Below are 24,360 nucleotides of genomic sequence, written 5' to 3' on the forward strand. Positions count from 1 at the left end.
AAGATATTTTATCTCTTCTCCACAGCGTATAACCACCATGAATAACGATGAAAAACGGCTTTGTTGAATAAATCGAACTTTTAGGTGACTGGCGGCTCTGATCACTACATTCGTTTCAACATCAGGTCCCCATGGCAAAGCAAAAGTTTAAAATTACCAACTGGCCCGCATATAACAATGCGCTCAGGCAGCGGGGGGACCTGACAGTATGGCTTGATGAGTCAGCCATTGCTGCATGGACTGAGAGTACACCACCTGAACATCGTGGCCGGCCGCTTCACTACACCGATATGGCCATTACCACGGTTCTGATGATAAAGCGCGTGTTTAACCTTTCGCTCCGGGCGTTACAGGGTTTCGTTGACTCGATTTTTAAACTGATGGGGCTGTCGCTGCGCTGCCCAGATTACTCTCTGGTCAGCCGGCGAGCAAAAACCGTCGACATCAGCATAAAAACGCCAACCCGCGGCGAAATCTCACACCTGGTCATCGATGGCACCGGCCTGAAAGTCTTCGGCGAAGGCGAATGGAAAGTCAGGCAGCATGGGGCTGAGAGGCGCAGAGTATGGCGCAAGCTTCATCTGGCAGTAGATAGCGTGACACATGAAATTATCTGTGCCGATTTATCGCTAAGCGGTACGACAGATGCGCAGGCGCTGCCCGGGCTGATTAACCAAACCCACCGGAAAATCAGGGAAGCGTCGGCTGACAGTGCTTACGATACGCGTTACTGTCATGATGCTCTGCTGAGGAAAAAAATAAAGCCTCTTATCCCACCGCGAAGTGGTGCGCAATATTGGCCAGCTCGATACCATGAGCGTAACCATGCGGTGGCAAATCAGCATCTGAGCGGCAATAACGATACCTGGAAAAAGAAAGTAGGTTATCACCGGCGTTCACTGGCTGAAACGGCCATGTTCCGGTTTAAAACACTTCTGGGTGGTCATCTGAGTCTGCATGACTATGACGCGCAGGTAGGTGAGGCAATGGCAATGGTTAAAGCACTTAACCGGATCACACTGTTAGGAATGCCAAACAGCGTCCGCATCATGTAACAATCGCCCTGATAGGAAGGAAGTCGTCACAAATTTCGGATTTATTCAACAAAGCGATGAAAAACATCAATCCATCATCTATTACGGCTGTATTATGTCAAAAGTTTCCCTGCTGATAACGCTACTAATGATTATCATTAACATCTTAAGCTGGTATATACCGGATATCATGCTTAATACTTATGGGCTGGGTCTATTTGTGACGCAGAGAGTTATTACTAACCCGGAAATAATACTGACCAATATCGGACAAATGACGCTAGGCATGATAGCCACTACCCTCCCATTACTGTCACTAGCCTTTGGTATGTGCGCCCTGCATCGATTATTTACTCTTTACCGCCTAGGGCATCATTTTTCCCTGAGCGCCGCGCGACAACTCAATCTCGCCGCCGTCGGCTTTTTCCTTTGGGCGATAGCGGACATGGTGTGCGAACCCGCGGTGACTTTTCTTATCACGTTGCCTAAAGCCAAGCGCATCATCTCACACAGTTTTTCTGTCGGGCATAGCGTGGCGCTGCTGCTCTCGTTCGCGCTAACGGTTATCGCCCAGATCCTGCGGCACGCCTGCCGCCATAATAACGAACGGCGTAACGTCGATTAAGGCGCTGGGGCGCTTTGTTGAATAAATCCGAAATTTGTGACGACTTCCTCCCTATCAGGGCGATTGTTACATGATGCGGACGCTGTTTGGCATTCCTAACAACGTGATCCGGTTAAGCGCTTTGACCATTGCCATAGCCTCACCTACCTGCGCGTCATAGTCATGCAGACTCAGATGACCACCCAGAAGTATTTTAAACCGGAACATGGCCGTTTCAGCCAGTGAACGCCGGTGATAACCTACTTTCTTTTTCCAGGTATCGTTATTGCCGCTCAGATGCTGATTTGCCACCGCATGGTTACGCTCATGGTATCGAGCTGGCCAATATTGCGCACCACTTCGCGGTGGGATAAGCGGCTTTATTTTTTTCCTCAGCAGAGCATCATGACAGTAACGCGTATCGTAAGCACTGTCAGCCGACGCTTCCCTGATTTTCCGGTGGGTTTGGTTAATCAGCCCGGGCAGCGCCTGCGCATCTGTCGTACCGCTTAGCGATAAATCGGCACAGATAATTTCATGTGTCGCGCTATCTACTGCCAGATGAAGCTTGCGCCATACTCTGCGCCTCTCAGCCCCATGCTGCCTGACTTTCCATTCGCCTTCGCCGAAGATTTTCAGGCCGGTGCCATCGATGACCAGGTGTGAGATTTCGCCGCGGGTTGGCGTTTTTATGCTGATGTCGACGGTTTTTGCTCGCCGGCTGACCAGAGAGTAATCTGGGCAGCGCAGCGACAGCCCCATCAGTTTAAAAATCGAGTCAACGAAACCCTGTAACGCCCGGAGCGAAAGGTTAAACACGCGCTTTATCATCAGAACCGTGGTAATGGCCATATCGGTGTAGTGAAGCGGCCGGCCACGATGTTCAGGTGATGTACTCTCAGTCCATGCAGCAATGGCTGACTCATCAAGCCATACTGTCAGGTCCCCCCGCTGCCTGAGCGCATTGTTATATGCGGGCCAGTTGGTGATTTTAAACTTTTGCTTTGCCATGGGGACCTGATGTTGAAACGAATGTAGTGATCAGAGCCGCCAGTCACCTAAAAGTTCGATTTATTCAACAAAGCCGCGCTGGGGATAAGCCATTAACCTATTGCGCCACCAGAAAAATAAGACCGTGATACGTTGTAACAGAAACCGTTAACCTTATTATTGGCAGACCACAGGGCGATAATTGGCGCGCGAGGGTGGATGTGAACACCGCTACTCTGGCTAAAGCGTCCAACTAACGGACGTGGGGTTAGGTTAATAAACGTTTTTATTGTTTACGCTATTTCATTAACGTACAGCCCTTTGTGTTTTAGTTCGCGGGTAAGTTACCCTTTCCATACCCTAGCGATTAAACGTTATAGTAATTATCTCCCCGCCGGTATCGGGTCATATTCCCTCTCACCCCGGTTAACCCTCTGCCAAAATGCGTTTTTCCTGTTACATATGTTTATAATTTACTAAACCAAGTAAAGCTGGGTCAAATCGCAGTTTTTAAGATATTTCGTTATTTAATACCGCCAACGCGTATCCCATATTAGTCAGTAACAGGTAGTACCCGGCAGTCGTTTAATGAGGAAGCTATGATGAAAAAGACCACGCTTGCATTGGTTATGACGGTTTTCGCGGCCAGCAGTTGTTTCTCCGCGTTTTTCTGGGCCGACGGCCCGCATGGACAACCATCTCAGCAGCAGTGGCAACAGGGCCATGGTGGTCAGGGCGGGCAGACCCGGCGGCGAACGGAATCATTTCGCCTGGAACGGCCATGATTTCCGCCGTGGCCATCCCGCGCCAGAGCGTTTTCGCGGCGATGATTACCGCGTTTACGATTGGCATGCGCGCGGCCTTCAGGCGCCGCCTCCGGGAGAGTACTGGGCCTACATCGACGGCAATTACGTGTTGATCGCCGCCACCACGGGGATCATTACATCAATCATAATGAGCACGATGCTGCCTCATTAAGCGTTTCCCGCCGGTGGCGTTACGCGCCGCCGGCGGTTTGCGGGCCCGTTGCCGCCCGCGACCCCGGCCGGCGCTGTTGCGTCCCGCGGCGGCAATCATTAACCTGTAAATTATCTACTCCCCTTAATCTTCGCTGGCGTCGGCGCAGCACCGACCGATCCCGGCGGAAAATCAGCAGGCAAAGCGGATGGAAATCATCATTATCGGCACCGGCATGATCGGCGCGTCACTGGCGTTTGAAGCCGTCAATCTCAGTGCCAGAGTGACCGTGCTGGATGCCGGCGAACGGGTCAGCGGTACCTCCGGCACGTCTTTCGCCTGGGTCAACGCCCACGGTAAACCGCCGCAAGACTACCATCAATTGAATAACGCCGGCATTGACGCGCATCAGGCGCTCCAGGCGCGCTTTCCCCATCGCCGCTGGCTGCACTTGACCGGCAGCGCTGAATTTCGTCACCCGCACGACGCGGCCGCGATGGCGGTACAGGCGCGGCAATTGACGGCGTGGGGGTATCCCGTCCGTTGGCTGGACAAAGAGGCTTTACTGGTGCGGGAACCGGCGCTGGCGCGCGACGCCGTGCCGGCCACGCCGATATTGTGGTGTGAACGAGAGGGCTGGCTGGACACGCGGCTGTATATCAATACCCTGCTGGATGAAGTTATCGCTGGCGGCGGAAGCGTAGCCGCCGTCACCGCCGTCGCCGGCATCATCCGTAACAACCAGCGTGTCACCGAGGTCACCTTGGCCAACGGCCGCGCGCTTAACGCCGATCTGGTGGTGAACTGTTGCGGCCGCTGGGCCGATAGCCAGCCTTTCCAGCCGGATCTCGATTTGCCGCTAGCCCCCACCGCGGGCCTGCTGGTGCGGGTGCCATCGGCCGCGGCGCCGGTGCGCCACGTTCTTATCACCCCGACATTCGACGTCCGCCCCAACGGTCCGGGCCACAGCCTGATCTGCCCTAACGACTTAGAGGTAGCCTGGGCATTGATCGAATCTCCCGCCGCGCGGGATCAAGCGGCGGCCGATCTGTTACGGGAAGCCGCCCAGCTGTTGCCTGGATTACGCGGTATTACGGATTATCAGGTCACCACCGGCATTCGCGCGCTGCCGGAAGGATGGCTTGCCCGCGGTCGGCCCGTTACCGGGGTTAACGGGCTATTACTGTATGGTCACCCATAGCGGCGCGACGCTGGCGGCGCTAACACGTCGCCCATTGCCCCTTAGCTATTGCGGTTGGGTGTCGTTGACGGCGGGTTTAATCACGCGGGCCATTGCCGCGATAACGTCCTTGATGCCGTGGGCCTGGCAGAAAGAGACCAATGCCTGCAACGGTAGAATGTTGCCGGCAAGCTGCACCGGCGGCCGAAGCGTAATCCGATGCCCTGGCACCTCGGGTAGCGGCGGTAGCCAGCGCTGCACGCAATGCAGCGGGTCGTATTGTTCGCTATAACAGCGGATACTCCCGTTCGCCGCCCGTCGTTTCGCCCTGGCGGGCGACGCCCCATAGCGACTAAGGGTTTTTTCAGCCACGCCCGCCGGATTAAACGTCACCGCCATCGAACCGGTCGCCACAGCGGCGATGGCGGCAAGCGAACCGCCGAGAGAATGGCCGATAAAAAGCACTTTGTCGCCAAAAAGGTGTCTGGCCTGCCGCGCCAGCGCCACCGACGCTTGATACTGCGCATCCCGGTAGCCCAGCGACGCCCGTAGATTGGCCAGCCAGTCGTTGAAACCATTGGTGCCGGCAAAGGCCAGCGCCACCTGCCTGCCGTTGCCATAGAAATTGGCCTGCAAGCCGGAACGTTTGTCGCGCAGTCGCGCCTTATCGAGGCCGTATCGGCGCAAATCGTGCGGGGTAAAGCGGCGGAAGGGCGGAATGTTTAGCGTAAACATCGCCGGCTATCTGCGCTAACTGGTAATTCCCCTTCTGCGGCAGGACGCCGCAGGTGATATACTCCTCACCGCCGCGCCCTTGCTGCATCGTCGGCGCTGACCTGAGTTGCCGCGGCTGGTGCGCGCTCAGCGGCCGTGAGGCGCGCCGCCAGAGCAGACGTCGCCTGCTGCCCGGCGGCGTAAGAACGCGCCCAGGACACCGCCCCGGGCCCCGGTGGGAAAACTCGTTGTAACATGCTGACCTCCTATCGCCATATCGCTGTTCTGACTGGCAATTTAAGCGATGACGCTAGGCCGAAATTGCAGGAAATGTTCATGGCGCCCCCTTTTGTGGGATATTCTAGAGGTGATTGCCGGCAGGTTTAGCATCGCCTCGCCATAAAGACGTTTACCGTCGCAATTTGCCGTGCGCTGCAAGAGAGGACAGGGGAAGATAAATAAAGCCGTTATTTATCTCTGCAATAGCTACAGGCTTAAACATATATTTCTTTGATTACTCACCCGGTAGCGAAGACTGCAAATACCCTAATTAACCCATTTATAAACCAGTAAATTTTCTCGGAACAATCGCACAGGAAAATTAATACTGCTGTCAGAGCGCATTGACAATCTCCGGCCAGCTTAACAAGATGACGACGGACAAGGGTAATCGATCGGCTTGATAACCTCAACTCATTCAATCTATTATGGAGACTATTAAATATGCCCACTCTGCACAAGCATGCGGTTTATTTGCCGGAATACATCATTAGCCAGCAAGATACGATTAATTTAGCCAGGACAAACTTTAAAGACAATCCGAATTTGAAAAAATCGATCGAATTGATTATTAATACCGACGTTATGAAAAGACATATTATACAGCCCATCGAGCTTGCCACGTTGCATCCTGGATTTGGCTATCGGAATGCGGTATTTGAATATGAGTCAAAACGCTTGGTTACCGGCGTAGTTGAAGAAGCGCTGCACAATGCCTCCGTCAGCGCCAGCCAAATCGCCGCGATTATCTATGTCTCCTGCTCGGGTTTTTTGATGCCGTCGCGCTTTTTTGAATAAATCCGAAATTTGTGACGACTTCCTCCCTATCAGGGCGATTGTTACATGATGCGGAGGCTTTGTTGAATAAATCGAACTTTTAGGTGACTGGCGGCTATGATCACTACATTCGTTTCAACATCAGGTCCCCATGGCAAAGCAAAAGTTTAAAATTACCAACTGGCCCGCATATAACAATGCGCTCAGGCAGCGGGGGGACCTGACAGTATGGCTTGATGAGTCAGCCATTGCTGCATGGACTGAGAGTACACCACCTGAACATCGTGGCCGGCCGCTTCACTACACCGATATGGCCATTACCACGGTTCTGATGATAAAGCGCGTGTTTAACCTTTCGCTCCGGGCGTTACAGGGTTTCGTTGACTCGATTTTTAAACTGATGGGGCTGTCGCTGCGCTGCCCAGATTACTCTCTGGTCAGCCGGCGAGCAAAAACCGTCGACATCAGCATAAAAACGCCAACCCGCGGCGAAATCTCACACCTGGTCATCGATGGCACCGGCCTGAAAGTCTTCGGCGAAGGCGAATGGAAAGTCAGGCAGCATAGGGCTGAGAGGCGCAGAGTATGGCGCAAGCTTCATCTGGCAGTAGATAGCGTGACACATGAAATTATCTGTGCCGATTTATCGCTAAGCGGTACGACAGATGCGCAGGCGCTGCCCGGGCTGATTAACCAAACCCACCGGAAAATCAGGGAAGCGTCGGCTGACAGTGCTTACGATACGCGTTACTGCCATGATGCTCTGCTGAGGAAAAAAATAAAGCCGCTTATCCCACCGCGAAGTGGTGCGCAATATTGGCCAGCTCGATACCATGAGCGTAACCATGCGGTGGCAAATCAGCATCTGAGCGGCAATAACGATACCTGGAAAAAGAAAGTAGGTTATCACCGGCGTTCACTGGCTGAAACGGCCATGTTCCGGTTTAAAACACTTCTGGGTGGTCATCTGAGTCTGCATGACTATGACGCGCAGGTAGGTGAGACAATGGCAATGGTTAAAGCACTTAACCGGATCACACTGTTAGGAATGCCAAACAGCGTCCGCATCATGTAACAATCGCCCTGATAGGAAGGAAGTCGTCACAAATTTCGGATTTATTCAACAAAGCGATTTGGAAGGGGAAGGGCGACTGACCCAGCCGATGAAATATGATGCCGCTACGGATACTTATCGCCCTATCGAATGTGAGGTGGCTTTTCGCGAAATTGGCGCGACATTGCAGCGCTACACGGACCCTGATTGCGTGGAGTTTTACACGTCCGGACGCACGTCCAACGAGGCGGCATTCCTTTATCAGCTTTTTGCCCGCGAATACGGCACCAATAATTTCCCCGACTGTTCCAATATGTGCCATGAACCCACCAGCGTGGGTTTACCGGCCTCCATCGGCGTGGGTAAAGGCACCGTCACCCTTGAGGATTTCGAGCATTGCGATCTGGTCATGTGTATCGGCCATAATCCCGGTACTAATCATCCGCGCATGCTAGCCACCCTGCGCGAGGTGGCCAAACGCGGCGCCACCATTGTGGCGTTTAATCCCCTGCAGGAGCGGGGGCTTGAACGGTTCACGTCCCCCCAAAGCCCGATAGAAATGCTCACGCTCAGCGCCACCGAACTGTCGTCGACCTATTATAAAGTCCGGGTCAGCGGCGATGCCGCCATGCTGAAAGGCATTATGAAGACGCTGCTTACCCTGCATCAAGATGCGCTGGCCCGCGGCGATAACGGGGTGATCGATGAGGCGTTTATCGCTGAACATACCCAGGGTTTTGCGGCCCTGAAAGCCGATTTGGACAACACGCCGTGGCAGGACATCATCGCGGTTTCCGGTCTGAATCACGGCGAAATTTTACATATCGCCCGCCTGTACGCCAATGCTGAGCGGACCATTATTTGCTACGGCATGGGCATCACTCAGCATCAGCATGGTACGCAAAATGTACAACAGCTGGCCAATTTGCTGCTGCTGCGCGGAAATATCGGCAAGCCGGGCGCGGGGATTTGTCCCCTGCGCGGGCACTCCAACGTGCAGGGCGACCGCACGGTGGGCATTACCGAAATCCCCTCGCAGGCGCTGCTAGACGGTATCAAGCGCACCTTTGGTTTCACGCCGCCGGCCAAACATGGCCACGCGGCGGTGGCAAGCATACGGGCTATTCAGCAGGGCAGTTCCAAAGCGTTGATATGTCTTGGCAGCAACCTGGCAACGGCGATGCCGGACCCGGACGTGACTTTTGCGGCCATGCGCAAATTGGAGCTGGTGGTGCATATGGCGACCAAGTTGAACCGTTCCCATCTGCTGTTGGCGAAAAACAGCTATCTTCTGCCGGTGCTGGGCCGCACCGAGAAGGATAGGCAGGCCAGCGGCAGTCAATCAATTACCGTCGAAGACTCCATGTCGATGGTCCATGTATCGCGCGGAACGCTGCCTAATAGCAAGGTGCCCTGGGAGGCATTGGTTGCCGATTACGCGCGCATCCGCGACACCATAGCATCGGTATTTCCAGCGTTCAAGGACTACAATACCCGCATTCAGCAGCCCGGCGGTTTCCGGCTTTACAATGCCGCCTCGGAACGTCAATGGAATACCCCTAATGGACGCGCCCAATTTATTATTATGCCGAGCATCAATGAAGATCCCTGTGGCTCGCCGCATCATGAACTGGTGCTGACCACCCTGCGTAGCCACGATCAATACAATACTACGTTGTATGGCCTTAACGATCGCTACCGCGGCGTCACCGGCCGGCGCGATGTGCTGTTTCTTAACGCGGCGGAGGCGGAGCGGCGGGAATTGCGGGTGGGGGATAAAGTTAACGTCATCGCGCTGGACGCCGACGGCAAGAAAATAGCTAAGGCGACTGGCGCTTTATCTTGACTTCTGTTTCCATTATACTAGATTATAAATCCATTATTCTGGAAATAAGGTCAATCGTATGGACATTAACGCGCGCATCGCCGCCCGGCTGAGCGCGCTGCGCCGGCAGCGTGGATTATCGCTGGAGGCGCTGGCGCAACAATCCGATGTTAGCCGGTCTATGATCTCGCTGATTGAGCGTGGCGAAAGCAGCCCGACGGCCGCGGTACTGGAAAAACTCGCCTACGGACTCGGGATGCCGCTCAACGCGCTATTCGAGGTACCGGCTACCGACAGTACGCCACTGGTGCGGCACGACGACCAGCCGCGGTGGCAAGATCCACAATCGGGCTATATACGGCGCAATCTTACTCCGGACAACGCCCACTTTCCGGTGCAAATGATAGAGGTGATATTCCCTGCCGGCGCCAGCGTCGCCTATGAAACCGGCCAGCGTGATCCCGGCATTCATCAGCAAATCTGGCTGCTGGCGGGGTCTATTCTTATCCGTGTCGGAGAGCGGGAATATCGTCTGCGGCAGGGAGATTGTTTGGGTTTTGCTCTGGACCGTCCCACCGCCTTTCATAATCCTCATCATGAGCCGGCGCGCTATTTGGTGCTGCTGTCGCCGGTCAGGAGCGTGCCATGACCCCTGGCATCACACTGCAATCGCTGGGTGCCGACATTAACCAGGCGGATTTGGCGGACCTGATCGCGCTGTTGATTGACTGCGTGGAAGGGGGCGCGTCAGTCGGTTTTATGTTGCCGCTTCCCGAGGCGCGCACCGAGGCGTTCTGGCGTCGAAAAACGGCGTTGGCGGCCAGTGGTGATCACGGTCTGCTGGTGGCGCGCGATGCCGGAGGAAAGATTATCGGCACGGTGCAGGTGGTATTGGCGCAGCCGGAGAATCAACCGCACCGCGGCGACATTATCAAACTACTGGTACACCGCGGGGCACGTCGCCTCGGCGTGGGCGAGGCATTGATGCGGGCGGCGCAGGTAGGCAAGACGCTGCTGGTGCTGGATACCGCCACCGGCAGCGCCGCTGAACGACTTTATACCCGCCTTGGCTGGCGGCGCGTGGGCGTCATTCCCGATTACGCGCTGTATCCCGACGGCCGTTTGACCGCGACCACCGTCTATTATTTACAGCTGAAATAATCATTGCGCCGCTCGCCGGCGGCGACCAACATCGCGCGCCGTGTTCACGACGCCGGCGCCGATCGATGGCGCGCTTGACGCTACGGCGGCTGCCGGAGGCCAGCGCCAACCCGTCTGCGACACGTTTCATCCGCCCGTTGAACCACCAGGCAACGGGCGTAGCGTGACGCGTGGCCGAGGGGAGAGAGACGCCGCCCGCCTCTGGGCCCGCTACACCAACGGCACCCGTCCTTTTTGCCCTTAAGTCGCTTTTCGCGTCAAACGGGTCGCAAACCGGATGGTTTCCGTGGCGCACTGTGCAAAAATAGAGCCAACGTTGGTATCGTCAGGAGCGGTGTGTCATGCGGATAATCGAAACGGTCTGGATCCCCCTCTCGGACGGTTGCCGTCTGGCCGCCCGCCTGTGGTTACCGGACGAAAGTTCGCCGGTGCCCGCCATTTTGGAGTATTTACCCTACTGCCGCCGCGACCGGCATCGCGGAGATGATGCCGTGCTGCATCCCGGTTTGGCCAGCTGCGGCTATGCCGCCCTACGCGTCGACATGCGCGGCGCCGGCGACTCTGACGGGCTGATGAACGACGAATATACGCCGCAGGAGTGGCGCGATGCCTGCGAAGTCATCGCCTAGATCGCCGCGCAGGACTGGTGCAGCGGCAGCGTCGGGTTGATAGGCATCTCCTGGAGCGGTTTCAACGCGCTGCAAATCGCCGCCCTGCGGCCGCCGGCGCTCAAAGCGATAGTCACCGCCTGCTCCACCGACTACCGCTACGCCGACGATATGCATTATATGGGCGGCGCCCTGCTCAACGACAATCTGCAATATGGCGCCACCCTGTTTACCTGGACGCCGCCGGATCCGGCCATCGTCGGCGACCGCTGGAAGGCCATGTGGCTGGCGCGACTCAACGCGATGGATCTGCCGCCCGCGGCGCGCTGGATGCAGTATCCCCAGCGGGACGACTACTGGCGCAGCGGTTCGGTATGCGAGGACTATGGCCGCATTACCGTGCCGGTGCTGGCGGTTGGCGGTTGGACCGATGGCTATACCAACACCGTGCTGCGCCTGCTGGAGAACCTGCGCGGCCCGCGCAAAGGGCTGATCGGCCCATGGGGGCACGCTTTTCCCCACATTGCCACGCCGGGGCCGCGCATTGATTTTATCGGCTATGTTCAGCGCTGGTTCGATCAGTGGTTGAAAGGGCGAGAGACCGGCATTATGGCCGAACCGATGCTGACCTATTGGCAACAACGGCCGGAACCGCCCCGCGCCCGCTATGTGCAGCGCCAGGGTCATTGGGCGGCGGAACGCCGCTGGCCCTCCGCCGACGTCCGGGCGCGCACATTGCATCTGGCGCCCAGTCGGCTACAGGACACGCCGGCGCAATTTACCGCAACCCTGAGTTCCCCCGCCACCACGGGACTGGCGTCGGGGGGGAGTGGTGTCCTTGCGGTTGGGGACCGGATATGCCGGGGGACCAGCGCGAGGATGACGCCGGCTCCCTGTGCTTTGATGGGCTGCCCGTGGAAACGACGCTACAGCACCTCGGCCGCGCCGAGGTGCTGCTTGAGCTGTGCGCGGATAACCCCCTGGCGATGCTGGCGGTGCGCCTGAATACCGTGGCGCCGGACGGCACTGCCATCCGCGTGAGTTATGGTTTATTGAATCTGGTGGCGCGCAACGGCTTTGATCGCGCAGAACCGCTGGTGCCGGGACACTATTATGAGATCAACGTCCTGCTGAAAGCGGCGGCGTTTGTCCTGCCGGCGGGCTATCGCCTGCGCGTTGCGCTCTCAACCTATTACTGGCCGCGCCGCTGCCGGTACGTCCTGTTCTGACGATACAAAGCGGCAGCGTAATACTGCCGCTGCGTGATCCCGACGCTGAGGTCTGCCCGCGGCCGCCAACGGGTGATCCGGGATATTGACGATGGCGAAACGACGCTTGAGGTGGTGCGTAATCTTGGCGCAGTTGAATTGGCGGAGACCGGACTGCGCCTTGAGACGCTGGGCCGCGAGATCTATCGCGTCAATGCTCACGACCCCGCCGGCGCCCGTTCCGAAGCCTGGCGCAGCGCCGGCTTTCATCGCGGCGACTGGCAGGCCCGGCTAGAAATTCACAGCCTGCTTACCGCCGACGCTGGCGGCTGGAATCCACCCTCGGCGCCTGGGATGGAGAGGAGCAGTGTTTCTCCCGGCGTTGGCGGCTCGACTTTCCTTTTTTTTCCCCGCCGGGAGATGATCCCGCATGAAGATTGGCATCGTCCAGACTGCCGACGCACCGGCGGAGATCGCCGCCATTCCCGACTGGCTGGACGGCGCGCTGGCCGCAGCGGCGCCGGCGGATTTGCTGCTATTGCCGGGACTGGCGCTGTGCGGTTATCAACACCAGGATGCCGTGCGGCGTCTGTCGCTGCCGCAGTCGGGAGAGACGCTGCGCCGGTTAGCGGCGCTGACGCGCGGACGTCGTCAGGCGCTAGCGTTTGGCTATGCGGAACAATGCGGCGACGAGCGCTATAACGCCATGATAGCGATCGATGCTCAGGGCAACGTTTGCGCCAACTACCGCAAAATCCACCTCTGGTCAGGTTATGAACAGGCGTTATTCCGTCCCGGCGACCGGCTGGCGGGGTTTCAATTACACGGTTTCCGTTTCGGGATGGCGATTTGCTATGATCTGGATTTCCCGGAGCTGGTCCGCGCCCAGGCGCTGGCGGGCATGGATTATGGATAGTTTATTGTATATCAGCGCGACCACCCACGGTTATGACGTGGTGCCGCGCCATGTGGTGCCGGCGCAGGCTTACGAAAATGGCTGTTATGTTGCCTTCGCCAACCGCGGCGACGGCGACGGCCCGTTCGCCTGTATCGGCCAAAGCCGTATCGTCGGCCCGGACGGCGGCATAGTGGCCAGCGCGCCGGCAGCATCCGTGGCCGGCCGACAGCCGTCACGCCCACTACCTGAACGGCCTCATGCCCGCGGATTAACGCCGCCGCATGAAATAAGACTCGCCCCTTCCGCGGCCTGGGTGGGTGGGTGCCGTCAATCAACAACGGAGCACGCCCGCCGGCGCTGAAAACGCTCGCTTGCCGCGCCGTCGACAACCTTACCCGCCGCTCCTGGCGCATGTCCGAAGGGAGCACGCCGAAGATGCGGCGAAACCAGCCGGCGAAATGGGAGGTGGAGCTGAAACCCACCGAGACGGCAATATCGATGATAGACCGGTCGGAATAGATCAGCATTTCGCGCGCCTGTTCCAGCCGCAGCTCCAAATAGTAACGCTGCGGCGTCTTACCGAAATGACGGCCGAACAGGCGCTCCAGTTGGCGCGTGCCCACCCCGACCTGCTGCGCTACCACCAACAGCGAAAGCAGCTCCTCGAAAGTGGACTGCATCACCGCTATCGCCGCACTCAACACCGGCGGCAGCGGCACCCGATGCTGGCGGTGGCCGCGCTGATCGTCCGCTGCGCTGCGGATCCGTTCATGGTGGAATTGGTTCGCCACCGCGATGGCGCGATCGTCACCGTAGCGTTCGGCAATGAGGTTCAGCATCATATCCATTGCTGCGGTGCCGCCGGAACAGGTTAAACGATGGCGGTCAATTTCGTAAATCTTGCGGGTACATTCGATATCCGGATAACTCTCCGCAAACGCGGCGCGGCTTTCCCAATGAATTGTACAGCGGTGGCCGTTCAGCCGCCCGCATTTTGCCAGCAAAAACGTGCCGGTGGACAAGGAGCCGATAAACAGACCGGCGCGGGCCGCTTGGCGCATCGCGCTTTGATAACCCCGCTCGTATTGCACCACCACCACCCGCTCCCCGCCGCAAATAAAGAGATAATGCGATGCTGCCAGCACCTGGTTAACGGGGCAGGTAGGAAACGAGATGCCGTTGGCGGCGGTGACCGGTTCGCCGTTGAGGCTGACCAGATGCCAGCTAAAGGCGCGTTGCCTGAATAAGCGGTTGTAAGACCGAAGCGGCTCAATTGCCGAGGCCAGGCTCATCATGGAAAAATCCTGGCCCAGTAAAAACGTGAATGCGGTGGGTTCAACGGATAGCATGGTCGTCAATCGCTTCTGGCAAAGAAAAACAAAAAACACCGCTGGGCCCGACGCGTTGGCGCGAGCCCGGTATGGCGCGAACGGCGGCGCCGCACCCGCTTACCTTGACTGTAACGTTTCTGCCAAGTCTCAGCTATCCCCCACGTTGCTTTCATCGCGATGGCGGGAGGGAAAGCGATGGCACCATTCGCGGCTGAATACCGAACGGTCGTTTTCCCATGCCTGATAACGGGAGGTCAGCACTAGCCCCCCCGCCCGCCAGGCGAGATCGGTATCGCACTCCAGCCTGATATCCCAGCCGGGACGGGTGTAGCGCTGGACACGATGGGTCTCCATGCGCGCACTCTCCGCCAACGCGCCAATCGTATACACCTCATGCCCCTCGCTGCCAAAGCATAATTCGCCAATACGCGTATGCTGGCGCTGCGCGTCCATCACCACCCGGTGGATGCCCGCGCCGACGTCCCATTCCACCTGGCGGCGGGTGACCTCCGGCGAAACCGCCTCATGGGGATGAGGCGGTGCGGAGCGCGGGGCGCCGAACGCTGGGTCGTCAAGTGTGATGGCATCGCCGAGACCAGGCAGTTGTAATACCGCGCCCTCCGGCCACAGCCGCACCGGCCCCTGGCCGGGCTCCGCCCAGACCATCGGCCAATAAGCGGTGGAGAGCGCCAGCCGCAGCCGACAGCCGGGAGAAAAGCGGTAGGCCACCCCTTTGAAGGACAGCCGAACGCGGAAAAGCTCGCCCGGCGTCACGCCCTCAGGACGCGTAAGCCGGTGTACGCCGAACGTTACGCGCGCAGAATGCCCATCGGCGCTTACTTCATTTAGCCGCAGCACCAGCAATGCCGAGGGACTCTCGAAGGCCACCGCCACCTCCAGCGCCGCTTTGCCGCACAGCGTCAACGGCGCCGTCAGCCGCGGCGTATCGAAACACTGCGACAAGGCGTCATCGCTACGCTGATCGGCCTGGAACTCCGGCGCGCTCAACCATTGACCGCCAAGGGTAATGCCGCGGGGATAGGCGCGCAGCCCTTCCCCCTGCCAGAGGCGCAGCATCGGTTCATCCATGATGCCGGTGATTTCGCCCTGTTGCCATTGCCGCCAAAACCGCAGACACTCCCCCAGGAAGTCGATTGCCGGACCGGGCAAGCCCCAGGTGGGATAAACATGGGTCCAGGGGCCAATTAACCCTTTGCGCGGCGCATCAAGATGATGCATGAGCCGCAAGATGGCGTCGCAATACCCATCGGTCCAGCCCCCTACCGCATACACCGCGCACTCTATTGCCTGATAATCTTCACATACCGATCCATGGCGCCAAAACGCGTCGCGATCGCCGTGCGCCAGCCAGTGGGCCAGCGGCGGTTCCATCCCTTCAAGGCGCGACAACCACCCTTCGCGCCAGCGCTCGCCGACGTGAGCCGGGTCCAGCGGTCTGCCCAATTGGGTAAACAGGCCGCTGTCCCATTGCAGCCCATCCGTCAGCAGCGCGCCGCCCATATAATGCACATCGTCGCTATAGCGATCGTCGGTGGAGCAGCAGGTAATGATCGCCTTTAGCGCCGGCGGCCGGCGTGCGGCAATCTGGAGCGCGGCGAACCCGCCCCAGGAAATGCCGATCATGCCGACATTGCCGTTACACCACGCCTGACGTGCGATCCAGGCGATGACCTCCACCGCGTCATCCTGCTCCTGTGCCAGGTATTCATCGCGCAGCAGACCGTCGGAATTGCCGCTGCCGCGCAAGTCAATCCGCATGGCGGCAATACCGTGCGCGGCGAAAACCCCATGCATCATCGCGTCGCCGGTGGCAGTATTGTCCGATTGCCGGTAGGAGATCCACTCCAGCACCAGCGGCGCCAATAATCAGGGTCAGCGGCAGGCCGATCCAATCCGCCGCACCGCCGCAGATAATGGCGCCGATCGGCACGGTGCCAATCAGTATCATCGAATAAAACGACATCATCCGGCCGCGCAGATGATCCGGTACCCGGTGCTGTAACAGCGAGTTGGAGGTCAGGTTCTGGGTAAGAATGGCGTAACCGATCGGGGCGGCTATAATGGCGCTCAGCTAAAAGTGCTGCGATAGACCCAGCAGAATCTGCGCCAAAGCCAGCATCACCGCAGCCCGCAACGGCCAGGTTCCCATAGCGCCGACATGGCCGGCAAAGGTTAGCCGTAATGCCGCCAACAGCGCGCCGACGCCGGTGATACTCATCAGAATGCCCGATCCGGCGGGACCGCCACGTAACACGGTATCCGCCAACATGGGCAGAAAGGAAAAATACGGCACGCTGGTAAGACTACACAGGCCGACCAGCAGCAGGATGCGTAATGCCGGCGGGTCCTGGCGTAAAAAAGCCAGGCCCTCGCCCATCTCGTGCAGCAGACCTTTCAGCCGGGTCGAGAGCGGGCGCTGCGGTACGCGGATAGTGAACAAAAACAGGATCAGCGGCACGTAGGAGGCGGCGATAAAGGCAAAACACCAGCCCTCGCCGACGGTATCCACCAGCACGCCGCCCAGCGCCGGCCCCACCAGGCGCGCGCCGTTGAAAATCACCGAATTCAGCGCCAGCGCATTGGCCAAATCGTCGTGCGCCACCAGATCCACCACCAGCGACTGCCGGCCGGGTAAATCAAAGGCGCTGATCAGCCCCAGGCCGGTCGCGATAGCTATCGCCAGCGCGCCGGTAATCAGATGATTGAGCGTTAGCACCGATAATAACGTCACCAACACGGTGATACCGATTTGCGTCGTCAATACCAGCCGGCTGCGATCGCAGCGATCGACAATCACGCCGGTAAACAGGCAGAAGAATAAAATCGGCCCCTGGCTGCAAAACGCCAGCATCCCCAGCAATACCGGTGACGACACGCCCAACCGCCAGATAAGCCAGCCGAGGGCGATGGTATGCACCCAGTTGACGATGACCGACAACAGCTGTCCGCCAAAAAATTGACGATAATTAGCGTGCCGCAAGGCGTTGCCTGAAGGGCGCAATCCCTTTTTTGGCAACAGGGAAAAACGGGCAGTAGTCAAGGAAACTCCCACAAACGGCCGCGCGCGGCATCACCCCGGAGGAAATGCCGGCCAGACAGGGCCCGGGCCGCGTCGCCCGGGCGGTATAGCCGGCGTCTCAGGCGCCGTGAACGGTTTTCGGCGTCAGCCAGGCGTTGCTGCCGTGGTATAAAAAGACATAGGCGCCGGTCTCCTCCAACTGATCCTGTAATGTGATATACATAGCCGCCCGTTTCGCCTGATCCAGCTCTACCGCCGCTTTGGCGTTGAGCGCATCCCAATTTTTGTCGCAGGTCGTTGGGTGTTCCAGATACCCACCTGATCGCAGGTAAACCAGGCGGTCACCCAACTGGCGTCCGGCGCGGTGGTAAAGGTAGTGAGGCGCAGTTGCGAGTCCTTCCAGGCATCGCCCTCCGATTCCTGGCCCGCGGCGACAAATGCCGCCCCATCCATCTGGTTGATTTTCAAGTCGATACCCACCTTAGCCAGCTGCGCCTGAATGACTTGGGCCACCGTTCCGCCGTCGGTGGAAGTGGACAGGTCCAGCCTGAGCTGCAAACCCGAGACACCGGCTTTTTGCAACAGCGCTTTCGCCTGCGCCGGATCGTAAGGATAAAGATTTTTGCTACGCGCCCCGGCCAGCGGCGGCGGCACCAGGCCATAAGCCGGTTTCACCGCGCCGCCGAAAGTGGCGTCCAGAATGGCGGGCACATCGATAGCCTGCTGAATGGCTCGACGCACCTGCAGGTCTTTCAGCTTAGGGTGATCCACATTCATCCCGAGCCAGGTGTAGGCCAGCGCCGGCCGAACGGTCAGCGTGTTATCGCCCGGGTCGTCTCGGTATTTCCCGATGGCGCTGATATTGATTTTGGTCATGTCCAAATCGCCGGCTTCAAAGGCGATTTGAGCGGTATTCAAATCACCGATTGGTACCAACTGGATTTGATCGTACTCGCTGTGGCGGCCGTTCCATCCCTCGTTGCGGACCAGCGTCAACCGCTTGCGCGGCTGCCAGTCGCCGATTTTATACGGCCCGGGACAGGCCGCGGGCGCGGTGCCGATTTTTTTATCTTTGGTGGCTTCCAGCGCTTTTTTACAGACTATCAGCCCCGAGGCGTGGGGCAGAGTGCTGGTAAACAGCGGTGCGAACGGGTGTTTGAGATGGATAATGCCCTCATAAGTGCCGGTGACCTCGACATGATCCAGCGCCTCCCAATCGGAGGCATAAATCGCCGCCAGCTCTTTATTGAAAAACGTTCGTAGGAATATTTCACGTCTTCGGCGATCATTTCGCCAAAGCCGCCGGTCCACATGATGCCGGGACGCAGCGCGAAACGGATAGTGAGCGGGTCGACCTGCTCCAGCGATTGTGCGGCATCCAACTGCCAGCCCCACTCGATACCCGGCTTGTATTGGCACAGCCCGGAATAGATAGCGAACATCACCATTTCGTCATACCAGCCGCTGCGGTTGGCGGGGTCCAGATTGGTAATGTCCAGGTCATTTTATACCCGCAGCACCTTATTTTGGCTATCGGCGGCGAAGACCCTTCGCTGACCGCCCACCACGAGCGAGCCGGATACGCCGGCGGCGAGCACCGCCAGCGTTTTGATCAACTCGCGTCTGTTCATCGACAGGCCTTTCATGCATGTGTCTCCTTGAAGATAATGGCGCCGGACCGGGCAGGGGAAAGTGCCGCGCGGAGAAGAGGGAAATGACAGGCAACGTGCTACCCGTTGGCCAACGGCCGCAGCAAGGACGCATCGACACGACAGCGCGCTTGCGCCTGCGGGCAACGGGTATGAAATTCACAACCGGCGGGACGATGGGAAAGCGTCGGGATCTCGCCCACCAGCACCCCTTTTCCCGCCTCGTCGCCGCTGCCTTTGGCGCTGAGCAGCGCGGCGGTATAAGGGTGCGCCGGCGCGCGGAACAGGGCGGCGGTCGGCCCACTTTCGACAATGCGCCCGAGATACATGATGGCGATGTCGTCGGTAACATGGCGAGTGATAGCCAGGTTGTGGGTGATGATTAAATAGCTCATCCCCAGCTCGCGTTGCAGGGCGGTGAGCAAGTTCAGCCGCTCGCCTTGTACCGACAAATCCAGGCCGGCGGTCGGTTCGTCGGCGATAATCAGCTTCGGCCTGAGCGCCAGCGCCACGCGCCTCGCGCCTCGCCTGCCCACCCGACAATTGATGCGGGTAGCGATCGATAAACGCCACCGGCAGCCCGACCATGGACAATAAACGCCCCGCCTCCGCGCGACGGTTAATTTCGCGTCCGTTGACGCTAAAAGGCTAGGTCACCAGTTTTTCCACGCGCATGCGCGGATCGAGCGCCGCCATCGGATCTTGGAAGATCAGGCCGGTATCCCGCCGGATCCCGCGCCAGGACCAGTCGCTGGCGTCCCGCGGCTCGCGGCCGTTAACCTGTACCGTGCCGCCGCTAATCGGCGTCAGGCCGATCACCGCCCGGCCAAGGGTCGTCTTGCCGCTACCGCTTTCACCGATAAGGCCCAGCGTCTTTCCCGGCGCCACATGCAGGCTGACGCCGGCCAAGATATCCACATAGCGCACGGCGCCCGGTTTGAGCCGGCTCAGAAGGTTACCGGTGCGGTAGCGCACCACCAGATCGTTAATTTCAAGCATGCGGATCCACCTTATGGCAACGTACCGTCCAGTCGCCTTGTCCGAGGGTGGTCAGGGCCGGCGTCACACCGAGATAGTGCCCGAAAGCCGAGGCACAGCGTGGCTGGAATGGACACCCGACCCGCTCGCCGCCGGGCGGCGGGACCGCGCCGGCGATAAACGGCAACTCGCGGCTGACGCCGGGAATGCGCGCCGGATCGCAGGCCAGCAGCGCCCGGGTATAGGGGTGCGACGGCGCGCCGAAAATGCTGTCTATCGGTCCTGCCTCGACAATTTTGCCGGCGTACATCACCGCCACCTTGTCGCACAACGCGCTGACCAGATGCAGATCGTGGGTGACAAAAATAATCGCGCCGTCCACCAGCTTCCGACTGGCCTTAAGGACCTCTACCACCTGCATTTCCGTCGTGGCGTCCAGCGCGGTGATCGGCTCATCGGCTATCAGCAGTTCCGGTTCGGTCAGTAACGCCGCGGCGATAGCGATACGCTGACGGATGCCGCCGCTCAGCTCATGAGGATATTGGTGCAGCCGGCCGCCGGGGTCGGATATCCCCACGCGCTCCAGCATGTGACGGGCGCGCTGGCGTTTTTCCGCGCGCGTACCGGCTTTATGGTGTTGAAAAGCGACAGCTGTTTACCAATCGTCACCACCGGATTAAGCGCGGTAAAAGGATCTTGCGAGACGGTGGCGATACCGTTACCGCGCAATTTGCGCCGATCTTCCTCGGACAACGTCAGCAGATCGACCCCGCGATAGCGCAATTCACCGCTGGCCTGGGCATTGGGCGGCAGCAGGGTCAACATGGCGCTGACCAGGGTGGATTTTCCGGAACCGCTTTCGCCCACCAGCCCCAGCACTTCACCTTTATTAAGCGACAGGCTGATATTGCGCACCGCCTGTAGCGGCCCACGGGGAGAGGCGTAGCTGACGGTTAACTGATTGATATCGAGCAGCGTCATGGGCGATCGTCTCCGGTGTGGCTATGGGTGCGTGGATCCAGCGCGTCGCCGAGAAAGGTGAATCCCAAGGTGGCGAGAACGATCGGCATGCCGGCGGCAATAACCATATGCGGCGCCTGGCGGATATAAGAGTAGCCATCGTTGAGCACCGTGCCCCAGCTGGCGTCCGGCGGCTGAATCCCTTGTCCGAGGAAGCTCAGACCCGACTCGATGGCGATAACCGCGGGGATATCCATCGCCACCATGACCAGTAGTGTGCCGGTCAAATTGGGAATCAGATGCCGAACGACGACGCTGACCGGCGACGCGCCCATGGCCCGGGCCGCGACAATATACTCCATGCGCTTAAGTACCCGCGTTTGGCTGCGCACCACCCGGAAATAGCCCGGCACCATGAAGGTAATAATGATAAGAATTAAGAATAATGGTGGCTAGACTGGAGCCGGCCTGCGTCACCACCGCCAGGGCGAACAAAATCATGGGAATCGACATCAGCGAATCACACAACAGCATCAACAGCGTGTCGAGCTGGTGCGGCCCGTAGCCGGCCACCAGCCCCAGCAGCGATCCCAGCAGCAGTGCCCCGCCCGTGCCGGCAAAAGCGACCATCATCGCGATACGCGTACCGTAAATCAGCCGCGACAAAATATCGCGACCCAGCTGATCATTCCCCAGCCAATACTCCATGCTTGGTCCTTTAAGCCGCAGGACCGCTTTGATGGCGATGGGATTGTGCGGCGCTAGCCAGGGCGCGAATAACACGCACAGCATTAACGCGAAGACGCAAATCAAGGCGAAGCGGCCGATCCCGGTCGACCAGACCTGCCGCAGCACCCGATAGAGGCCCATGCGCGGCGGCGTGGCAGCGTTCTGTGCCGGGGAGCCGGCGACCGGCGTTGACAGTTCTATCATCACAGCTCCTGACGCACGCGCGGATCGAGGCAGGTATTAATGACATCGGCGATGAAGTTAGCCAAAACATACAGGCCGGACGTTACCACCACCGTCCCCATCACCACCGGAAAATTGCGGGAAATCACCGAATCAAACGCCAATTTTCCGAGCCCCGGACGGGCAAAGACAATCTCCGTCAGCGTCGCCCCCGAAAGCAGCGAGCCGATGCCGACTCCCAGTACCGATACCACCGGGACCACCGCAATCGGCAGCGCGTAGCGCAGGGCGATCAGCCGATCGAGCATACCGAAAGCGCGGAAAGTGCGAATATGATTTTCCTTCAGAACCTCCAGCATGGAGACGCGCACCAGGCGGGAAAGATAACCGATCCAGCCCAACGCTACCGTCAGCGACGGCAGCACCAGCGCGTGGAGCTGCGAAGCCACATCGCCGCGATGCCCGGCGCCGATAGCGGGAAACCACTTCAGGGTCACCGAGAAAATCAACAAGGCATAAATAGCCACCACGAAGGCCGGCAGCGCGATAACGCTGATAGACAGCACGCCGATAATACGGCCGGCCCAGCTGTTCTGGCCCAGCGCCGCCCAGCAGCCGAGCGCCATTGCCCAGCCGATGGCGCACAGCGCGCGCCAGCACCAACGTGTTGGGCAGGGCGCGGGTGATGAGTTGTGCTACCGGCCGGTGGGTCAGCACATCTTTACCCAAATCGCCGTACACCACTCTGGCAAGGAAACGGCCGATCTGCACCTGTGCCGGCTGGTCCAATCCTATGGTGACGCGCAAAGCCTGTTTTTGCGCCTCGCTGGCGCGCGGACCCAACGCTACCGATGCGGGATCGCCGGGCACCAGGAACACCAGGCAAAACAACAGAGAAACGGCCACCAACATAACCGACGCCGCCAAAAGCAGCCGGCGAAGCAGATAAATGAGCATAGATGCAACCTGTAAAGTATCGGCGGTGGAACGCCGGCCAGGACCGAAACCGCCGGAATGCGGTTGGAAACGGTTATGAGCTTGCCAGTCTTTGTTGGCGATAAACGTCGCGTTTGCGACCTTATCGGTGAGAAATGCGACATATAAGAATGCCGTATGTCGCGCGGCGCCGCCGCTGTGAGAAAGGATGACCGGACGCAGCCAGACGCTCAGGACCCGGCCGTATAATCCCACGTCGGCGTACGCTCTGGCGCACGCCGTTAGGTCTTTTGTCCGGGCTCGGGTGACAAATGGGCCGCGCTAGGCGCGCGCCGGGCAGGAACGTTGACCGAGGGCAGCAAAAGGAGGCGCCGTAGAAATCCGGCGCATACTGCGGCCGTAGCCCCGGTTCACCCTCATTGATAGCGCCGAGGGTAAGCGCCACCGACCATACCGCCGCCGCATCGGGCGAGGGCGCGGCGAAGCTTACCTGGCTGCCGTTGACCCAGGTGGCAGGCAGGCCATTGAGCGGCGCGCGCAGCACAAACTGAGACCAGCGCCGATCGGCGCGACGCCAGATGACCCCCGCCTCGCCGACCCGCTCTTCCGCTACCCGCACCAAGCCGAGTTCGGCCAAGACCGAATCATAGAATTGCTGCATGCGCGTCAGGTCCCGCACGCCAAGCTGAATATGGCTGAACATGAGTCTCCCCCTCATGTGACTCGTGCCTTAACTATAGCCAGCGCGCCGCGATTCGTGGCGGCGCCAGCGACATCAGTTATAGCCTCCCAGACACAGCTTCATTTATACAGCGCGTTGGCGGCTTGCCTATTTCCACCGCCTCTTCGTCTGCCACTCTTCGGCGCTGAAATAGTCTTGTTACCGCCGGGCAGATTAAATTTCGGGCGACATCGGCGCTGCGAAGCATTGTGTCATGGCGTGCCGAACCCCTCAGCGGCAACGGCGGCCGGCTAACGCTTCACGGGAATAGTGCCGGTGTCACCCGCCTCTTGCCTTACCTCGCCGCGCGTCCATCTGAATAGCGCAGGGGAAGCCCCAAAGCAGCGCCCGTGAACGGGGGGAATATCCGCCGTCGCCGTCGCCTGTTTTGCCCCATGCAGGCATTTTCACCGCAAATAGTACGGCGTCCTAATAGACGTTTTACCCTTCCTGACGGCGGTCGCGGTGCGCTTTATAACGCCAGCGGTAACGGCGGCAAGCAAACCGATGCCGTTAACCCGATAGAATTAGGTCGACGACAGGA

24 protein-coding genes and 5 pseudogenes are annotated in these 24,360 nt (G+C 59.0%); 13 read left to right on the top strand and 16 right to left on the bottom strand.

Features of this window, described 5'->3' with window-relative positions; genetic code table 11:
• Nucleotides 1–131 precede the first annotated feature (131 nt).
• A complete protein-coding gene (locus SOPEG_RS17900) occupies nucleotides 132–1,055 on the top strand; it encodes an IS5-like element ISSoEn1 family transposase (RefSeq protein ID WP_025243865.1) in 924 nt (307 codons plus the stop codon).
• A gap of 94 nt (nucleotides 1,056–1,149) precedes the next feature.
• Nucleotides 1,150–1,659 (top strand): DUF2975 domain-containing protein, encoded by a 510-nt coding sequence (locus SOPEG_RS17905; protein WP_025246378.1) that lies wholly within the window; start codon nucleotides 1,150–1,152, stop codon nucleotides 1,657–1,659.
• Between the two features lie 66 nt (nucleotides 1,660–1,725).
• Here the strand turns inward: SOPEG_RS17905 and SOPEG_RS17910 are convergent, their stop codons facing one another.
• Nucleotides 1,726–2,649 (bottom strand): IS5-like element ISSoEn1 family transposase, encoded by a 924-nt coding sequence (locus tag SOPEG_RS17910; RefSeq protein WP_025246379.1) that lies wholly within the window; start codon nucleotides 2,647–2,649, stop codon nucleotides 1,726–1,728.
• A gap of 578 nt (nucleotides 2,650–3,227) precedes the next feature.
• On the opposite strand from SOPEG_RS17910, the pseudogene SOPEG_RS17915 reads away from it, so the two are divergent.
• A pseudogene (locus tag SOPEG_RS17915) lies at nucleotides 3,228–3,606 on the top strand (RcnB family protein).
• A 187-nt stretch (nucleotides 3,607–3,793) separates the two neighbouring features.
• The gene (locus SOPEG_RS17920) at nucleotides 3,794–4,786 is read left to right on the top strand and encodes an NAD(P)/FAD-dependent oxidoreductase (protein WP_025246380.1); all 993 of its coding nucleotides are present in this window, start codon (nucleotides 3,794–3,796) and stop codon (nucleotides 4,784–4,786) included.
• A 45-nt stretch (nucleotides 4,787–4,831) separates the two neighbouring features.
• Here SOPEG_RS17920 and SOPEG_RS17925 read toward each other — a convergent pair whose 3' ends face one another.
• Nucleotides 4,832–5,500 (bottom strand): Tle-like phospholipase domain-containing protein, encoded by a 669-nt coding sequence (locus SOPEG_RS17925; protein ID WP_051419902.1) that lies wholly within the window; start codon nucleotides 5,498–5,500, stop codon nucleotides 4,832–4,834.
• A 732-nt stretch (nucleotides 5,501–6,232) separates the two neighbouring features.
• On the opposite strand from SOPEG_RS17925, the gene SOPEG_RS17930 reads away from it, so the two are divergent.
• From SOPEG_RS17930 to SOPEG_RS31000, 9 genes and pseudogenes are all read left to right on the top strand, one after another.
• Nucleotides 6,233–6,556, top strand: coding sequence for a beta-ketoacyl-[acyl-carrier-protein] synthase family protein (locus SOPEG_RS17930; RefSeq protein WP_025246381.1), 324 nt, complete (start codon nucleotides 6,233–6,235; stop codon nucleotides 6,554–6,556).
• Between the two features lie 130 nt (nucleotides 6,557–6,686).
• The gene (locus tag SOPEG_RS17935; protein WP_025244160.1) at nucleotides 6,687–7,610 is read left to right on the top strand and encodes an IS5 family transposase; all 924 of its coding nucleotides are present in this window, start codon (nucleotides 6,687–6,689) and stop codon (nucleotides 7,608–7,610) included.
• Between the two features lie 43 nt (nucleotides 7,611–7,653).
• Nucleotides 7,654–9,414: pseudogene (locus tag SOPEG_RS17940) on the top strand (FdhF/YdeP family oxidoreductase); the annotation flags it as partial.
• A gap of 79 nt (nucleotides 9,415–9,493) precedes the next feature.
• Complete coding sequence (locus SOPEG_RS17945; RefSeq protein ID WP_025246382.1) at nucleotides 9,494–10,063, top strand: helix-turn-helix domain-containing protein; 570 nt, start codon at nucleotides 9,494–9,496, stop codon at nucleotides 10,061–10,063.
• Nucleotides 10,060–10,575: a GNAT family N-acetyltransferase gene (locus SOPEG_RS17950; RefSeq protein ID WP_025246383.1), complete on the top strand. Its 516-nt coding sequence runs from the start codon at nucleotides 10,060–10,062 to the stop codon at nucleotides 10,573–10,575. Before SOPEG_RS17945 ends, SOPEG_RS17950 begins: the two co-directional genes overlap by 4 nt.
• A 341-nt stretch (nucleotides 10,576–10,916) precedes the next feature.
• A pseudogene (locus tag SOPEG_RS29960) lies at nucleotides 10,917–11,945 on the top strand (CocE/NonD family hydrolase); the annotation flags it as partial.
• 95 nt (nucleotides 11,946–12,040) lie between these two features.
• The gene (locus SOPEG_RS28885; protein WP_081743058.1) at nucleotides 12,041–12,412 is read left to right on the top strand and encodes a CocE/NonD family hydrolase C-terminal non-catalytic domain-containing protein; all 372 of its coding nucleotides are present in this window, start codon (nucleotides 12,041–12,043) and stop codon (nucleotides 12,410–12,412) included.
• A gap of 409 nt (nucleotides 12,413–12,821) precedes the next feature.
• Complete coding sequence (locus SOPEG_RS30300) at nucleotides 12,822–13,307, top strand: nitrilase-related carbon-nitrogen hydrolase (protein WP_051419906.1); 486 nt, start codon at nucleotides 12,822–12,824, stop codon at nucleotides 13,305–13,307.
• Nucleotides 13,300–13,650: a nitrilase-related carbon-nitrogen hydrolase gene (locus SOPEG_RS31000; RefSeq protein ID WP_417903454.1), complete on the top strand. Its 351-nt coding sequence runs from the start codon at nucleotides 13,300–13,302 to the stop codon at nucleotides 13,648–13,650. Before SOPEG_RS30300 ends, SOPEG_RS31000 begins: the two co-directional genes overlap by 8 nt.
• 55 nt (nucleotides 13,651–13,705) lie before the next feature.
• Here SOPEG_RS31000 and SOPEG_RS30305 read toward each other — a convergent pair.
• The 14 genes and pseudogenes from SOPEG_RS30305 to SOPEG_RS28910 all read right to left on the bottom strand — a co-directional run.
• Nucleotides 13,706–14,638, bottom strand: a pseudogene (locus SOPEG_RS30305) (GlxA family transcriptional regulator); the annotation flags it as partial.
• Between the two features lie 129 nt (nucleotides 14,639–14,767).
• Nucleotides 14,768–16,492, bottom strand: a complete 1,725-nt coding sequence (locus SOPEG_RS17970; RefSeq protein WP_158382460.1) for a CocE/NonD family hydrolase — start codon at nucleotides 16,490–16,492, stop codon at nucleotides 14,768–14,770.
• Between the two features lie 220 nt (nucleotides 16,493–16,712).
• A complete protein-coding gene (locus SOPEG_RS17975) occupies nucleotides 16,713–17,621 on the bottom strand; it encodes an MFS transporter (RefSeq protein WP_051419907.1) in 909 nt (302 codons plus the stop codon).
• 288 nt (nucleotides 17,622–17,909) lie between these two features.
• Nucleotides 17,910–19,055 carry an ABC transporter substrate-binding protein gene (locus tag SOPEG_RS17980; protein ID WP_158382463.1) on the bottom strand — a complete coding sequence of 382 codons (1,146 nt, stop codon included), beginning with the start codon at nucleotides 19,053–19,055 and terminating at the stop codon, nucleotides 17,910–17,912.
• 110 nt (nucleotides 19,056–19,165) lie between these two features.
• Complete coding sequence (locus SOPEG_RS28410; RefSeq protein ID WP_158382465.1) at nucleotides 19,166–19,306, bottom strand: hypothetical protein; 141 nt, start codon at nucleotides 19,304–19,306, stop codon at nucleotides 19,166–19,168.
• Between the two features lie 83 nt (nucleotides 19,307–19,389).
• Entirely contained in the window at nucleotides 19,390–19,821 is a 432-nt protein-coding gene (locus SOPEG_RS28890) for an oligopeptide/dipeptide ABC transporter ATP-binding protein (RefSeq protein ID WP_071882245.1), read from the bottom strand.
• Between the two features lie 136 nt (nucleotides 19,822–19,957).
• On the bottom strand, nucleotides 19,958–20,308 hold the full coding sequence (locus SOPEG_RS28895) for an ATP-binding cassette domain-containing protein (RefSeq protein ID WP_071882246.1): 351 nt from the start codon (nucleotides 20,306–20,308) through the stop codon (nucleotides 19,958–19,960).
• Complete coding sequence (locus tag SOPEG_RS23370) at nucleotides 20,301–20,864, bottom strand: oligopeptide/dipeptide ABC transporter ATP-binding protein (RefSeq protein ID WP_158382468.1); 564 nt, start codon at nucleotides 20,862–20,864, stop codon at nucleotides 20,301–20,303. The genes SOPEG_RS28895 and SOPEG_RS23370 overlap by 8 nt, the downstream gene beginning before the upstream one ends.
• The gene (locus tag SOPEG_RS23375) at nucleotides 20,813–21,268 is read right to left on the bottom strand and encodes an ATP-binding cassette domain-containing protein (RefSeq protein ID WP_051419910.1); all 456 of its coding nucleotides are present in this window, start codon (nucleotides 21,266–21,268) and stop codon (nucleotides 20,813–20,815) included. Before SOPEG_RS23375 ends, SOPEG_RS23370 begins: the two co-directional genes overlap by 52 nt.
• Nucleotides 21,265–21,639: an ABC transporter permease gene (locus SOPEG_RS27895; RefSeq protein WP_236851546.1), complete on the bottom strand. Its 375-nt coding sequence runs from the start codon at nucleotides 21,637–21,639 to the stop codon at nucleotides 21,265–21,267. The genes SOPEG_RS23375 and SOPEG_RS27895 overlap by 4 nt, the downstream gene beginning before the upstream one ends.
• On the bottom strand, nucleotides 21,614–22,180 hold the full coding sequence (locus SOPEG_RS27900; RefSeq protein ID WP_148297131.1) for an ABC transporter permease: 567 nt from the start codon (nucleotides 22,178–22,180) through the stop codon (nucleotides 21,614–21,616). Before SOPEG_RS27900 ends, SOPEG_RS27895 begins: the two co-directional genes overlap by 26 nt.
• Nucleotides 22,180–22,785, bottom strand: coding sequence for an ABC transporter permease (locus SOPEG_RS28900; RefSeq protein ID WP_200867829.1), 606 nt, complete (start codon nucleotides 22,783–22,785; stop codon nucleotides 22,180–22,182). Before SOPEG_RS28900 ends, SOPEG_RS27900 begins: the two co-directional genes overlap by 1 nt.
• 163 nt (nucleotides 22,786–22,948) lie before the next feature.
• Nucleotides 22,949–23,116, bottom strand: a pseudogene (locus SOPEG_RS31005) (glutathione ABC transporter permease GsiC); the annotation flags it as partial.
• A gap of 121 nt (nucleotides 23,117–23,237) precedes the next feature.
• Nucleotides 23,238–23,798, bottom strand: coding sequence for a VOC family protein (locus SOPEG_RS28910; protein WP_025246386.1), 561 nt, complete (start codon nucleotides 23,796–23,798; stop codon nucleotides 23,238–23,240).
• Between the last annotated feature and the right edge of the window lie 562 nt (nucleotides 23,799–24,360).

Origin of the sequence: Candidatus Sodalis pierantonius str. SOPE, assembly GCF_000517405.1 — a bacterium.
Taxonomy (GTDB): Bacteria; Pseudomonadota; Gammaproteobacteria; order Enterobacterales; family Enterobacteriaceae; genus Sodalis_C; species Sodalis_C pierantonii.

What these genes read in the sequence shown, in the direction of transcription:
- SOPEG_RS17925 (WP_051419902.1), bottom strand. Translation starts at nt 5,500, where the DNA reads ATGTTTACGCTAAACATTCCGCCCTTCCGCCGCTTTACCCCGCACGAT.
- SOPEG_RS28900 (WP_200867829.1), bottom strand. Translation starts at nt 22,785, where the DNA reads ATGGCGCTCGGCTGCTGGGCGGCGCTGGGCCAGAACAGCTGGGCCGGC.
- SOPEG_RS28410 (WP_158382465.1), bottom strand. Translation starts at nt 19,306, where the DNA reads ATGAAAGGCCTGTCGATGAACAGACGCGAGTTGATCAAAACGCTGGCG.
- SOPEG_RS30300 (WP_051419906.1), top strand. Translation starts at nt 12,822, where the DNA reads ATGAAGATTGGCATCGTCCAGACTGCCGACGCACCGGCGGAGATCGCC.
- SOPEG_RS17900 (WP_025243865.1), top strand. Translation starts at nt 132, where the DNA reads ATGGCAAAGCAAAAGTTTAAAATTACCAACTGGCCCGCATATAACAAT.
- SOPEG_RS28910 (WP_025246386.1), bottom strand. Translation starts at nt 23,798, where the DNA reads ATGTTCAGCCATATTCAGCTTGGCGTGCGGGACCTGACGCGCATGCAG.
- SOPEG_RS28895 (WP_071882246.1), bottom strand. Translation starts at nt 20,308, where the DNA reads ATGCTTGAAATTAACGATCTGGTGGTGCGCTACCGCACCGGTAACCTT.
- SOPEG_RS17920 (WP_025246380.1), top strand. Translation starts at nt 3,794, where the DNA reads ATGGAAATCATCATTATCGGCACCGGCATGATCGGCGCGTCACTGGCG.
- SOPEG_RS17950 (WP_025246383.1), top strand. Translation starts at nt 10,060, where the DNA reads ATGACCCCTGGCATCACACTGCAATCGCTGGGTGCCGACATTAACCAG.
- SOPEG_RS27900 (WP_148297131.1), bottom strand. Translation starts at nt 22,180, where the DNA reads ATGATAGAACTGTCAACGCCGGTCGCCGGCTCCCCGGCACAGAACGCT.
- SOPEG_RS31000 (WP_417903454.1), top strand. Translation starts at nt 13,300, where the DNA reads ATGGATAGTTTATTGTATATCAGCGCGACCACCCACGGTTATGACGTG.
- SOPEG_RS17905 (WP_025246378.1), top strand. Translation starts at nt 1,150, where the DNA reads ATGTCAAAAGTTTCCCTGCTGATAACGCTACTAATGATTATCATTAAC.
- SOPEG_RS17935 (WP_025244160.1), top strand. Translation starts at nt 6,687, where the DNA reads ATGGCAAAGCAAAAGTTTAAAATTACCAACTGGCCCGCATATAACAAT.
- SOPEG_RS28885 (WP_081743058.1), top strand. Translation starts at nt 12,041, where the DNA reads ATGCCGGGGGACCAGCGCGAGGATGACGCCGGCTCCCTGTGCTTTGAT.
- SOPEG_RS23375 (WP_051419910.1), bottom strand. Translation starts at nt 21,268, where the DNA reads ATGACGCTGCTCGATATCAATCAGTTAACCGTCAGCTACGCCTCTCCC.
- SOPEG_RS17945 (WP_025246382.1), top strand. Translation starts at nt 9,494, where the DNA reads ATGGACATTAACGCGCGCATCGCCGCCCGGCTGAGCGCGCTGCGCCGG.
- SOPEG_RS17910 (WP_025246379.1), bottom strand. Translation starts at nt 2,649, where the DNA reads ATGGCAAAGCAAAAGTTTAAAATCACCAACTGGCCCGCATATAACAAT.